Below are 12,908 nucleotides of genomic sequence, written 5' to 3' on the forward strand. Positions count from 1 at the left end.
GAACAGGAGGTCCCGGATGTTGTCCGGGACTGTGCCCGGTTGATTCCCACATCCCCCGACGACAAGGATTTTCCTTGGTGGCTGGTCGCTGTCATTGCGATTGGCACCTATCTGTTCTGGCAGGTCCTGACCGTGCCGGAATATGCCAAGGTGCTGGCCACGCTGCGCAAAGGCATTTGGGTCACGATCTATGTCGCCGTGGTATCCTACGCGATGGCCTGTGTTCTGGGGCTTTTGCTGGCGCTGGCGGGCCTGTCGCGCTGGCTGGTTCTGCGCCAGTTTGCACGCTTCTACATCGAGGTCTTTCGCGGCATCCCGATTATCGTCCTGCTGCTTTACGTGGCCTTTGTCTTTGCACCCGCACTGGTTTCAGCCTGGAACGTGGTATTGGAGTCAGTGGGGCTGGACCCAATCCGCACCCGCGATTTTTCCTTGCTTTGGCGGGCTGTCATTGCGCTGACGATTGCCTATTCGTCATTTCTAGCCGAGGTGTTTCGCGCCGGTCTGCAATCAGTCGATGAAGGCCAGATCGAAGCCGCCGAGGCGCTGGGCCTGAGCAAGTGGCAGCGGTTCCGGCTGATCATATTCCCGCAGGCCCTGCGCACGATCCTGCCGCCGTTAGGCAATGATTTCGTGGCGATGGTCAAGGATTCGTCGCTGGTGTCCGTACTTGGTGTGACTGACGTGACCCAACTGGGCAAAGTGACCGCGGCGGGCAATTTTCGCTATTTCGAGACCTATAATGTTGTCGCGCTGGTCTATTTGACCATGACGATTTCGCTGTCACTGTTACTGCGCCGGTTTGAGAAACGGATGCGGCAAAGATAACGCGGGTCACGCGGTCATGAACGCCTTTGATTGTGCCGTCGGCCCACATTTTTTTGCGTCGTTATCCCGCTGGGTGTGGCAACTGGCAGGTGTGGCCCCTACGTTCTGCGCAAAGGAGAACTGAAAATGACAAACCCGTTGCTTGCTGACTGGGATACCCCGTTTGAAATCCCGCCGTTCGATCAAATCTCTGATGCAGATTTTGCGCCAGCCGTGGACGCGGCACTGGACGCGGCACGGAGCAACATTGCCGCTATTGTACAGCAGGATGACGCCCCCACCTTTGCCAACACCATTGAGGCGCTGGAGTTGGCGGATGCCCTGTTGAACCGCGTTTTGGGCACTTTTTACAATGTGGCGGGCGCGGATAGTAATCCGGCCCGCGAAGCCTTGCAGCGCGAATTTGCGCCGAAACTCAGCGCCTACGGTTCCGAAATTTCCGAAAATAAGGCGCTTTTTGCGCGGGTTGAGGCCATTTGGCAGGACCGTGATAACCTTGATCTGTCCGACGAACAGCAGCGGGTGCTGATGCTGACACGGCGCAGCTTTGTGCGGTCCGGTGCGCAGTTGGAAGGGCAGGCAGCCGAAGCGCTGCGCGCTGTGAAGTCGCGCTTGTCTGTGCTGGGCACGCAGTTCACGCAAAATCTGCTCGCCGATGAACGGGAATGGTTCATGTCGCTTGGGCCTGGTGATTTGGCGGGATTGCCGGATTTCGTTGTCGCCACGGCGAAGGCAGCAGGAAAAGAAAAGCAGGCAGGCGGCCCGGTTGTTACCTTGTCGCGGTCGCTGATCGTACCGTTCCTGCAATTTTCTGAACGCCGCGATTTGCGCCGGAAAGCCTATGAAGCATGGACGGCGCGCGGGGCGGGTGGCGGCGCAACCGACAATCGGGCGATTGCTGCGGAAACGCTCAAGCTACGCGAAGAGCGGGCGCGCCTGTTGGGCTACGATACCTTTGCCGACTTCAAGCTTGAAACCGAGATGGCGGGAAACCCGGGGGCTGTGCGTGATCTGTTGATGCGGGTCTGGGAACCCGCCAAGGCCGCAGCGCTGGCGGACGCGGCGCATCTGGAGCAGATGCTGCTAGCTGACGGGTTTGCCGGACCGCTGGAGCCATGGGACTGGCGTTTTTATGCGGAAAAGCGGCGCAGGCTGCTGCACGATCTGGACGAGGCCGAATTGAAGCCGTACCTGCAACTGGACCGGATGATTGAAGCCGCATTTGCCTGTGCCAATCGTCTGTTCGGACTTGAGTTCAGGGCGTGCGAGGGGTCGACCTATCATCCGGATGTGCGCTTGTGGGAAGTGACGCGCGATGGTGCCCATGTCGCCGTCTTCATGGGTGACTATTTTGCCCGTGGCGCCAAGCGGTCCGGTGCGTGGTGCTCGGCGATGCGCGCGCAACAGCGCTTGTCGGGCGATATTCGCCCCATTGTGGTGAATGTCTGCAATTTTGCGAAGCCCGAAGAGGGCAAGCCCGCGCTCTTGTCGTATGACGATGCGCGCACGCTTTTCCATGAATTTGGACATGCATTGCACCAGATGCTGTCGGATGTGACTTATGAAAGCATCAGCGGGACGTCTGTTGCGCGGGATTTCGTGGAATTGCCCAGCCAGCTGTTTGAACATTGGCTTGAAGTGCCGCAGGTGTTGGCAGAGTTCGCGACTCACGCAGAGACGGGCGCTCCTATGCCAGAGGATCTGCTGCAACGTATGTTGGGGGCCGCGACCTATGATATGGGGTTCCAGACGGTCGAATATGTTGCATCAGCGCTTGTTGATCTAGGGTTCCACGACGGTCCAGCCCCAGCGGACCCGATGCAGAAACAAGCCGAATTATTGGAGCAGATCGGGATGCCGCGGGCCATTCGCATGCGGCATGCAACACCGCACTTCGCACATGTCTTTGCGGGGGATGGTTATTCCAGCGGATATTACAGCTACATGTGGTCGGAAGTGATGGATGCTGATGCTTTTGCGGCCTTTGAAGAGGCTGGTAACCCGTTTGACGCGGAGATGGCAAAACGTCTTGAAAAGACAGTTTTATCATCGGGCGGTTCTGTTGATGCCGCAGCGCTTTATACGGCGTTTCGGGGGCGTTTGCCTGGGGTGGAAGCATTGTTGAAAGGGCGCGGGCTTGCAGCTTAGATGGATTGAAATCCATCTTACGGTTCTTCAAGGCCAATCAGATAATGTAGCGTAAGATGGGTCTTGACCCATCTACCTTTCATCGTCGGGGTGCTTTTGCACCCCGACAGGGTCTTTATGGATCAGAACGTCAGTCTGCGGATAGTGTGCAACAATCGCGCGCCGCAGGGCTGCGCCGATATTGTGGGCTTCATAGAGCGTCTGCGCCCCATCCAGTTCTATATGCAAATTGACGAACACCCGGCTGCCAGCGACCCGCGTTTTCAGGTCATGGTAACCCTGCACACCCTCGAAATCTTCCACAATTTCACAAATGCCACTGATCATCTTTGGGTCAGCCTGCCGGTCCATCAACGCGTCCCAGGCTGATTTGCCAATCCGCAGTGCCCCCACCACCAGCAGTGCTGCGGCCACAAGGGCCACGACGCTGTCGATTTGGTGCAGCCCCAACGCGCCCGATGCCCAAAGTGCGATGATCGCGCCCACATTGGGGATCAGATCGCCAATGTAGTGCAGACTGTCTGCCGCGACGACCTTGTTTCCGGTCTTGCGCGCGACGCGTCGTTGCCACGCGACGAGCCCCAGCGTGATCCCGACCGAAAACAGTATGATCGTAATCCCCAGCCCCTCTTGCTCGGGCAGGGCAACATTATCATCCAGCAATCGCAAGACCGCAGCCACCGCAATCACTCCGGCAGAGATCACGATGAAAATGGATTGCCCCAGTGCCGCGAGATCCTCGGCCGATGTATGGCCGAAATTGTGGTCCTCGTCTGCGGGCTTTGCTGCATAGGCAATGGCAATCAGCCCGCCCAGTGAGATCATCAAATCCATCGCACTATCAGCCAAAGTTGCCGCAACAGCCAGCGATCCGGTCTGCCCCAGCGCCCACAGCTTGAGCCCGACAAGCACGAATGCAACCGCAACAGAAAGCAATCCTGCGGATAGGTTCAGCGTGGTATCGTGGCGATTAGACATGGCGACTCGGGTTATTTTAGCAAGCTTAGCAGTGATCCTGTTGCTTGCCGACCGTGTCCCGATCAATCCCTGATTTCACTGTCAGCGACGCCCCATAGGTCCGACTTTGGTGCCCAGCCACGATAGCCCCCGGCATTCAGTTTGCACCACCGCACTTCACATTCACCCAAGCGGGCAATGACGTCGGGTTCTAGGATCGCATTTTCAAGTGAGGTGTCGTCGGGCTTTGCGCGCAGAGGCGTGGCTTGTCCATTGATCAGCACGGTGCGGGACCCGGAAAGCATGGTGTAATGGACCCAACCGCCCTGTCCCTCCCGGTCGATCACCCGCCGCCAGTGGCCATATTCGGCGATCACCTGCAAAGGCATGTTGCGTCGCTGAAACACCCAGTCAATCCGGTGCGATAGGGACGGCCCCCGACGCACGTTTGCTTGCGATGCCTTGAGTGACACAAAACGCGGTAATGGCAAATTTGTTTCCGGTCCCAGGCCTGTGCGACTTGTCTGCTGGCCCTGGGCGCCAGCACAAAACACACATAGTAGCATTGCCATAAACCCACACCGCAACCACTGCATTGATGCCCGCATCATTTGCCTCATAACTGCACACTCATTTTTCGGCGCGCAGTTCTTGTGCTGCGCGTCCCTTTGGCGCAACCTGACACGGTGCAGGACGTTTGAAAAGCCAAGGGAGGGTTTCCATGCCAGGTCGCCAATTAAGTGTTGTTGTCACGCGACGGTTGCCCGAGGCGGTCGAGACGCGGATGAAAGAGCTTTTCAACGTCACCTTGCGCGAGGATGACACGCAAATGACAGCTGATGAACTGGTTGATGCCATGGGCAAGGCCGACGTGCTTGTGTCCACGATTACAGACCAAATCGACGCAAAGCTGTTGGGCCGGGCTGGCGAAAGGTTGAAGTTGATCGCCAATTACGGGGCCGGTGTTGATAATATCGATGTCGAAACCGCGCGGCAGCGGGGCATTCTTGTGTCCAACACACCGGGTGTCGTGACCGAAGATACCGCTGATATGGTGATGGCGTTGATCCTGGCTGTAACGCGCCGCATGGCTGAAGGGTTGCGCGTTGCGCAGTCCGATCATTGGGCGGGCTGGTCACCCACGGCGATGATGGGGGGGCGTATCAAGGGCCGCCGCCTTGGTATTCTTGGTATGGGCCGGATCGGGCAGGCCGTTGCACGCCGTGCCGCTGTCTTTGGGATGCAGGTCCATTACCATAACCGCAGGCGTCTGCGCCCTGAAATCGAGGAAGAACTCGACGCGACCTATTGGGAAAGTCTGGATCAGATGGTTGCGCGTGTCGATGTCCTGTCAATCAATTGCCCGCATACACCATCGACTTTCCATCTCCTGAATGCCCGCAGACTGAAACTGATGAAGCCCTCTGCCGTGATCGTAAATACCTCGCGGGGCGAAGTCATCGATGAAAACGCGCTGACCCGGATGCTGCGGGCTGGCGAAATCGCCGGTGCCGGTCTGGACGTGTTCGAGCGGGGTGCACAGATTAATCCCCGCCTCAAGGAACTGCCAAACGCGATCTTGCTGCCGCACATGGGCTCTGCGACGTTGGAAGGGCGTATCGAGATGGGCGAGAAAGTGATCTTGAATATTCAGACCTTTGCCGATGGCCATCGCCCGCCTGATCAGGTTGTGCCTGCAATGTTGTGAGGGCGCGTATCACATGCCGCCCCAACTTGATGGCAAAAGACCATGTTGCAGTCCCTGATCAACGATTTCGCGGTATTGAACCATCGAATGGGCGAAGAGGTCCTTGCGCTTTGCAGGCGATATTTTCTTGATGACACCCATGTGATGAAAGCGGTGCGGCAGTCGGGTCACGGGATCGTCGCCGCGGTTAATCAGCAGGCATTGACGATCATATTTGACCCTTCCGCGTGAATATTTGGGCCGCGGTGCTGCGAAACCGATGGTGGGCACATTGTAGCTCTTGGAGAGAATCTGTGCCGCAGCAGCCCCAAGTGAATGCCCGATGATGAATTTAGGCGCCACGTTTTGCTTGATCAGCCAATGGAAAATCTCGGCGGAATAGGCAAGGAAACCTTGATGCCACACGGTGCCTGATGCACCTTTGCTGGCCTTATTGTCGTTCATGATCAATTTCTTATGTCCGATGCGTAACGGTCTGAGATTGAATTTGAGGTAATCATCAACCGAGTTCGAACCGGGAAGCAGGAGGATATCACCCTCAAGGACATGGGCTTGCACATCTTTGTGCGGGCAAGAATGCAGAACACGTGGGCTGGTAATCCGCCCACTGTCGTAACTGGCTTCGGCCAGTTTCGCGGCATCTTCGATTGAAAATCTCATGTGTCAGACCCTCCCATATCCAACTATGACGTTTCGCCTTTCGCTGCTGTCTCAAGTCAAAGCCGAAACGCTGTGGATACACAAATGGTTTGATCAGGCGAGTAGCAAAAGCCTGGCCATGCAAAGAGCCGAGCCGCCCCACGCGACTTGCCCAATTTACAGCGGCGATGGGTTAAAACCCATCTTACGGTGCTGCAAGGTCGCAATCAGCCCTCAAGGAGTCGGCTGGTTCTGTCGCCAATTTTCTGAATGCCTCAGATTATGGCCAGATCACGAGCAAGGAGTCGCCTCAAATGAAAACCCAAGTCAAAGCACTCGTCGTTGGCGGTGGCGCTGTGGGCACCTCTATCGCTTATCATTTGGCGAAGGCCGGTTGGGACGATGTCATGTTGCTGGAACGCGACGAATTGACCTCTGGGTCCACATGGCACGCTGCGGGTCTGTTGCCGCTGTTCAACATGAACTACGCCACGACCCACATCCACAAATACTCCGTCGATTTCTATAAGACGCTGGAAGCGGAGACCGGCCTGAACGCAGGTTTTGCCGTTGTTGGCAATCTGCGCATGGCCCAGACGCAAGAGCGTATGGACGAATATATGCTGTATGCATCGACGGCTGAGACCTGCGATGTGCCGTATGTCTGGATGACCCCTGAGGAGATCAAGGCGAAGTGGCCACTGATTGAAACGTCCGACCTGAAGGGTGCGCTTTATCACCATACAGATGGTTATATAAACCCTGCTGATGTCACACAGGCGATGGCGAAGGGTGCCCGCCAGCGCGGTGTCGTGATCGAGCGAAAGTGGCAGGCCGATGCATTTCACTGGACAGGGCAGGCATGGGAAGTCACCTGCACCAAGATGGTTGAGAAGGGCGGCAACCTTGTTCCTTCCGACGAGCAGATCGTCATCACCGCCGAACATGTGGTCACAGCCTCTGGCAACCACGCCCAGACGACGGCGCGCAAGCTGGGCATCAAGATCCCTGCCATTCCTGTCGAACATCAGTTCATCGTAATGGACAAGGACCCGGCGCTGGTGGACTTCCGCGCGCTAGGGCATGCAGAGCACCCCGTCATTCGTGATGCCGATGCCCAGTCCTATGTGCGAGAGGAACGCGGTGGCTGGATTCTGGGTGTTTATGAAAAGGGTGCGCCTGCTGTCTTTGAACATGGCGTGCCTGACAGTTTCCGCGCGGATCTGTTCCCGCTCGATCTGGAGCGGATCGAAGACCAGTATATGGCGATGATCCACCGCATTCCGTCTTGCGAGGAAAGCGGCCTGAAGGATGATTTCAACGGCCCGATTTGCTATACGCCTGACGGCAATCCGCTGGTCGGTCCTGCCCAAGGGTTGCGCAATATGTGGCTGGCGGAAGGGTTTTCCTTCGGCATCACAGCCGCAGGCGGCACCGGCTACTACCTTGCCCAGATGATGGTCGAGGGCGAGGCCGAGATCGACATGGCGTCGCTTGACCCCAAGCGGTTTGGCAGTTGGATCACCACAGAGTATGCGGCACGCAAGAATGAGGAATGCTACGATCACGTCTATATCCTGCATCACCCCGATGAAGAACGCCCGGCCTGCCGTCCCCTGAAAACCGCCCCGTCCTACGACAGGATGAAAGCCAGGGGTGCGCAGTTCGGCTGCGTCAACGGTTGGGAACGGCCAAACTACTTTGGGCCGCTGGACGCGCCCGAAAGCTTTGACCATGACGCCCGCTCGTTCCGGCGTGGTGGCTGGTGGCAATATGCGGTGGAAGAGGCCAAAGCCATTCGCAATGGTGTCGGGATGATCGACGCCTCGGCCTTTGCCAAACACAGGCTCGAAGGGCCGGGGGCTGCGGCTTTTCTGGACTGGTTCACAACAAACAAACTGCCGCGCGTGGGCCGGATCAACCTGACCTATGCGCTGACTGCCCATGGCACGACCCGGACCGAATATACCATCGTCCGGCATGCAGAGGATGCATTTACGTTGATCTCTGCAGGCGCATGGCAAGCCTATGATGGTGACTATCTGGCCAAGGCCGTGCAGGACAAGATGGGTGAATTTGGGCCGATGTGCCTCAGTGATGTGACATCACAGACGGGTGTTTTTGCGCTTGCCGGGCCGAAATCACGCGATTTGCTGAATGATGTGATCGTTGATGCTGATCCGGCGACCGCCTTGTCCAACAAGCGGTTCCCGTGGCTGTCTGCCCGGCGGATCGAATTGGGGATGTGCCCGGTCAACGCCATCCGTGTCGCCTATACGGGTGAGTTGGGCTGGGAATTGCACCACCCGATGGAGATGCAGAACTATCTTTTTGACCTGCTCGAAAAGGCTGGTGAAAAACACGGGCTAAAGCTGGTCGGTGCAAGGGCACAAAACTGGCTACGGCAGGAGAAATCATACCGCGCCTTCGGTAATGAACTGGGCCGAGACGCGACCCCGCTGGAGGCGGATTTGCCACGCTTTGTGGATTTGTCAAAGGACTTCCATGGCAAAGAGGCGATGGAAGCAAAAGGCATACGCTCGAAATGCGTAACCCTGTTGATTGACGGCCCATCCGATGCGGACCCATGGGGCCGCGAGGCACTGTACGCACAGGACGGCAGCAGAGTGGGGCGTTTGACGTCGGGTGGTTATTCCGTCGCATTTGAGAAATCTATCGGGCTGGGCTATGTCCGCCCTGACGTGGCCACGGTGGGTGCGAAGCTCCAGGTCAAGATGCAGGACCAGCTTTGGCCCGCCGAGATTGTGGAGGATAGCCCCTACGATCCGCAAAACGCGCGCATTCGCGTCGATGGATGACAGAAGCCATGCCGTAAGATGGATCTTGATCCATCCCGGAGGGGGCAAAGATGACGGAAAAGATCGAGGTTGAGAACATCAACACGCCCGGAAAGATCACACGGGTTGACCGTGCGAAATATGAGGCGATGAAATCGGCAATGCTGGCAACCTTGCCGAAATCCGCACCGGGTATGACCGCCAAGGAAAGCAAAGACGCCGCAAAGGCACATTTGCCCGAGGCCCTGTTTCCCGGTGGGGCGACGTCGGGCTGGTGGCAGAAATGCGTCCAGCTTGATCTGGAGGCCAAGGGCGTGATCGTCAGAGAGAATTCAAAGCCGCTCCGGTTTCATCAGGTCTGACAGGCCCTATCTGAAATCGGCAAGCCGCCGGATTTGTTGACCGTCTTTGTCAAAGTTTTCAGGTGCCAGCCATTTTTCGAACGCAGTTTGCAGGGCCGGCCATTCGGCATCAATGATCGAGAACCATGCCGTGTCGCGGTTGCGCCCTTTGTAGACGAGCGCTTGCCTGAAAATGCCTTCAAACTGAAACCCCAAGCGCGTGGCGGCCGCACGTGACGGGGCATTCAGTGCATCACATTTCCATTCATATCGGCGGTAGCCCATGTCTGCAAAGACGCGGCGCATCATCAGATACATCGCCTCTGTCGCTAGCGGCGTGCGCTGCAGCATTGGCGAAAAGGCGATGTTCCCGACTTACACGACGCCATTTTCGGGCTGAAGCCTAAGATAGCTCACAACACCAATTGCCTTGTCCGTCGCCTTGTCGATGACGGCAAAAAACAGCGTATCTTGCGCGTCGGCACAGTCAGAGACCCAGTCGCAAAGCTGCTGTTGAGAGGCAAACGGCCCCTTGGTCATGTAGGTCCAAAGCTGACTGGACGTATCAAGTGCGTAGGCTGCAAACAGATCGTCGCTATGGCTTGGCTCCAGCGGGACCACATCGCAAATGGCGCCCCGCATCGGCGTGCGGGGGATCGTTTCGCAACCTGACCAATTTGCAACCGCCGGGCCAATTGGCTGCCCCTGCCGATTGTATCGGGTCATGCAGAAAAGCGGGCCGGTGACAGTGCGGCGACGGTCTGTGCGTCCAGTTCAGGCTGCCGTTCGGCGATGATGTCAGCCAGCAACTGGCTGGCTGCCGGGCTGGATTGCATACCATATCCGCCTTGGCCTGCGCACCATATGAACCGGTCATCAACAGGATCGCGCCCCAGAACAAGCGTGCCGTCAGGGGCGAACGTGCGTAATCCGGCCCAAGAGGCCAGCAAACGGACGATGGGTTCCGTCACGTTGTTTTCATAACGCATCAACCCCTCGGCAAGTGTCATTTCATCGGGGTAGGCGTCATGCGGTTCGACCTTGTCCTCATCGGCGGGTGACACGATCAGCGCACCGGCGTCCGGTTTTGCGTACCATGTTTCGCCAGGGCCAAAGAGCATGGGCCATTGGCGCACATCATGTCCACCCGGTGCGGGCATCCGCGCCATGGACCGGCGCTTGGGGCTAAAACCCAGCGGCGTAATTCCGGCCATCATCGCGATATTGTCGACCCATGCACCTGCGGCATTGACCAGATTGCGTGCGAAATAGCTGGTGGTGCGGGTGTTGACCTCCCAACCGGTCGTGATCCGCGAAATGCTGCTGACACCCGCCTTGGTATTGATCTGGCCGCCCTTCGCGCGGACCATTTTGGCGAATGTTTGCAGCAGCTTGTCGGTGTCGATGTCCCATGCCTCACTGTGATAGGCTGCCCTGTCAACCGCCTTGCGACATGTGATTGGCACAAAATCTACCGCCTCATCCATTGTGATGAGGTCAAGTTGCATGACGGTCCGGTCGTTCTCGAAGGTTGCGGCATTGTCCTTGTTCCCGACCATCATCAACCCACGCGGGCTGAGGACGTCTGCATCAACATGAAAACACTTGCTGGCGGCATTCAACGCAATGGTCGACGGCTTGCCGTAGCTTTCCTCGAACATTGCGGCAGAGCGACCGGAGGCATGATAGGCCAGCTGATCCTCTGTCTCCAGCACGACAACGCTGCCAAGCTCTACCAGCCTTGCCGCTGCCGAAACGCCGGCAATCCCGCCGCCAATAATCAAGAAGTCGATCATATTTCTTCCAACCTGTCTGTGGCTGGTGCCGGGGATATGCTGAGTTGGGTGGTTTTTTCGTAAAGATCGGAATCCATATCGAAATCTGCCGCAGCCAGCGACGGGCCAAGCTGTTCAACCGACTTTGCCGAAATAATCGGCGAAACTGACGCTGGGTGTGCCGCCACCCACGCCACGGCGAGCGTGGCCGGATGAACACCTTGTGCGTCGGCAAGGGCGTGCAGATCACGGGCAGTTTGATGCATCCATGGTTGGTCGTATCGTGCCTGATACCGTGGATCTTCGGTCAGGCGGCCGCCGCTGCCTTGCCCATATTTGCCCGTCAGAAGTCCACCACCCAACGGTGAATAGGGCACAATGGCGATTTTCTGGTCTTGGGCCATGGGAAAAATCTCGACCTCGGCCTGCCGTTTCACCAGATTGTACATTGGCTGAATGACATCGATTTTCGTGCCAAGTGACCGCGCAACAGCCTGTGCCTTCATCACCTGCCATGCCGCATAGTTGGACACGCCGATATGCCGGATGGCCCCGGACGATTGCAAGTCAGCCAATGTTTCATAGGTTTCCTCAAGCGGGGTGTCATCGTCGAACCGGTGCATATAGAGCAGATCGACTGCGTCCTGATCCAGTTGTTTGCGGCATGTATCGAAATGGCGGGTGATGTTGGCTTTGCTGGCCCCGCCCGCATAGCCGACTTTGGTCGCGATATACAGGTCGTCGCGATCTTGTTTGATCATCTGGCCCAGCAAGGTTTCGGACGCGCCTTCGCAATATCCGACAGCTGTATCGAAGTGGGTAATCCCGGCGGCGCGCGCGCTGTCAAACATCGCACGGCTGGCGGCAGCATCAGCTTTGCCCCCAAATTGCATGGTTCCAAAGGAGATGCGGGAGACGGGCGTGCCGTTACGTATTGTCAAAATTCTCATGCTCACAATCTTGCACGGACCTCGGCCAATGGAAAGCCGTCATGGGTGCCGATGGACCGGTCGCCGCTTGCGGGCAAGATAGAGTTCAACCCCGATCAGGTAGGGGACATAAAAGCCGATATTCTGTGCCAGATCAAAGCCGCCGGTGAATTGTGGATTTGACCAGAGCCCGCCGGTAGCAAGATACCACAGCCCATAGTGCACCCTGTAAAGCCAGGACCCCAGCGCCAGCCAAAACAGGCGCAGCGCCCAATCGTGATGGGCGCTGATCCGACCACTGCGCGCATGGCGCACCGTTTGGGTCGCCGCTATCAGGATCAAAACGCCGTACAGAGCAAACCCGATATTCATTGCGGTCCCACCAATGGTGCCGCGCAGGCCAATATATATCAGCCCGCCCACAGCGGTGATAAGTGCAGACATAATGATTATCCGGCCCGACCACCGATGCCAGCGCGGTGCTTTGGCGCGCAAGCTTGGAAACAATTGCAACGGTACCAGAAGCGTGACCAATGCGCCGGTGATCATATGGGTGAAAATCCCGATGTTGGCTGTCGCATTGTCGGAAAAGATGTAGTGTGGCTCAGGCAACGCATTGCGCAGCCCGCCTTGCCCGAACTGCACCGCATAAAGAACAAAGGGGAAGGCAAAAAGCATGGCAAGCAGCAACAGGGCTGGTTGAAGATAGGCTGTTGCGCGTCTTGTTTTCATATGGCGAGCTTAGGCTGCGTGCGGGGATGGGTTAAAACCCATCTTACGGTTTG

13 protein-coding genes are annotated in these 12,908 nt (G+C 57.3%); 5 read left to right on the plus strand and 8 right to left on the minus strand.

Translation table 11 applies throughout. The features are described from left to right. Window positions 1-39: 39 nt before the first annotated feature. Window positions 40-828, plus strand: coding sequence for an amino acid ABC transporter permease (locus C8N45_RS00775; RefSeq protein WP_108384320.1), 789 nt, complete (start codon window positions 40-42; stop codon window positions 826-828). 126 nt (window positions 829-954) lie between these two features. Further along, window positions 955-2,976 carry a M3 family metallopeptidase gene (locus tag C8N45_RS00780; protein ID WP_108385073.1) on the plus strand — a complete coding sequence of 674 codons (2,022 nt, stop codon included), beginning with the start codon at window positions 955-957 and terminating at the stop codon, window positions 2,974-2,976. Window positions 2,977-3,048: 72 nt separating this feature from the next. On the opposite strand, the gene C8N45_RS00785 is transcribed toward C8N45_RS00780, so the two are convergent. Further along, window positions 3,049-3,954, minus strand: a complete 906-nt coding sequence (locus C8N45_RS00785; protein ID WP_108384322.1) for a cation diffusion facilitator family transporter — start codon at window positions 3,952-3,954, stop codon at window positions 3,049-3,051. A 62-nt stretch (window positions 3,955-4,016) separates the two neighbouring features. Next, the gene (locus C8N45_RS00790; protein WP_245882549.1) at window positions 4,017-4,499 is read right to left on the minus strand and encodes an SH3 domain-containing protein; all 483 of its coding nucleotides are present in this window, start codon (window positions 4,497-4,499) and stop codon (window positions 4,017-4,019) included. 155 nt (window positions 4,500-4,654) lie between these two features. On the opposite strand from C8N45_RS00790, the gene C8N45_RS00795 reads away from it, so the two are divergent. Beyond that, window positions 4,655-5,641, plus strand: a complete 987-nt coding sequence (locus C8N45_RS00795) for a 2-hydroxyacid dehydrogenase (RefSeq protein WP_108384326.1) — start codon at window positions 4,655-4,657, stop codon at window positions 5,639-5,641. A 9-nt stretch (window positions 5,642-5,650) separates the two neighbouring features. Here C8N45_RS00795 and C8N45_RS00800 read toward each other — a convergent pair whose 3' ends face one another. After that, window positions 5,651-6,301 (minus strand): alpha/beta hydrolase family protein, encoded by a 651-nt coding sequence (locus C8N45_RS00800; protein WP_108384328.1) that lies wholly within the window; start codon window positions 6,299-6,301, stop codon window positions 5,651-5,653. A 293-nt stretch (window positions 6,302-6,594) separates the two neighbouring features. Here C8N45_RS00800 and C8N45_RS00805 point away from each other — a divergent pair, with 293 nt between their 5' ends. Together C8N45_RS00805 and C8N45_RS00810 are read left to right on the plus strand one after the other, a co-directional pair. Next, the gene (locus C8N45_RS00805; protein WP_108384329.1) at window positions 6,595-9,099 is read left to right on the plus strand and encodes a GcvT family protein; all 2,505 of its coding nucleotides are present in this window, start codon (window positions 6,595-6,597) and stop codon (window positions 9,097-9,099) included. 50 nt (window positions 9,100-9,149) lie between these two features. Then, entirely contained in the window at window positions 9,150-9,440 is a 291-nt protein-coding gene (locus C8N45_RS00810) for a DUF6958 family protein (protein WP_108384331.1), read from the plus strand. A gap of 6 nt (window positions 9,441-9,446) precedes the next feature. Here C8N45_RS00810 and C8N45_RS23990 read toward each other — a convergent pair whose 3' ends face one another. Genes C8N45_RS23990 through C8N45_RS00830 form a run of 5 tightly spaced genes read right to left on the minus strand, consistent with a single transcriptional unit; the run spans window position 9,447 to window position 12,855 of the window. Continuing rightward, complete coding sequence (locus tag C8N45_RS23990) at window positions 9,447-9,770, minus strand: GNAT family N-acetyltransferase (protein WP_309498319.1); 324 nt, start codon at window positions 9,768-9,770, stop codon at window positions 9,447-9,449. Between the two features lie 24 nt (window positions 9,771-9,794). Beyond that, the gene (locus C8N45_RS23995) at window positions 9,795-10,145 is read right to left on the minus strand and encodes a GNAT family N-acetyltransferase (protein WP_309498320.1); all 351 of its coding nucleotides are present in this window, start codon (window positions 10,143-10,145) and stop codon (window positions 9,795-9,797) included. Beyond that, a complete protein-coding gene (locus C8N45_RS00820; protein ID WP_108384332.1) occupies window positions 10,142-11,215 on the minus strand; it encodes an NAD(P)/FAD-dependent oxidoreductase in 1,074 nt (357 codons plus the stop codon). The genes C8N45_RS23995 and C8N45_RS00820 overlap by 4 nt, the downstream gene beginning before the upstream one ends. After that, window positions 11,212-12,144, minus strand: coding sequence for an aldo/keto reductase (locus tag C8N45_RS00825; RefSeq protein WP_108384334.1), 933 nt, complete (start codon window positions 12,142-12,144; stop codon window positions 11,212-11,214). The genes C8N45_RS00820 and C8N45_RS00825 overlap by 4 nt, the downstream gene beginning before the upstream one ends. A 39-nt stretch (window positions 12,145-12,183) precedes the next feature. Next, window positions 12,184-12,855: a DUF2306 domain-containing protein gene (locus tag C8N45_RS00830; protein ID WP_108384335.1), complete on the minus strand. Its 672-nt coding sequence runs from the start codon at window positions 12,853-12,855 to the stop codon at window positions 12,184-12,186. Between the last annotated feature and the right edge of the window lie 53 nt (window positions 12,856-12,908).

The organism is Yoonia sediminilitoris (assembly GCF_003058085.1).
GTDB classification, from domain to species: Bacteria; Pseudomonadota; Alphaproteobacteria; order Rhodobacterales; family Rhodobacteraceae; genus Yoonia; species Yoonia sediminilitoris.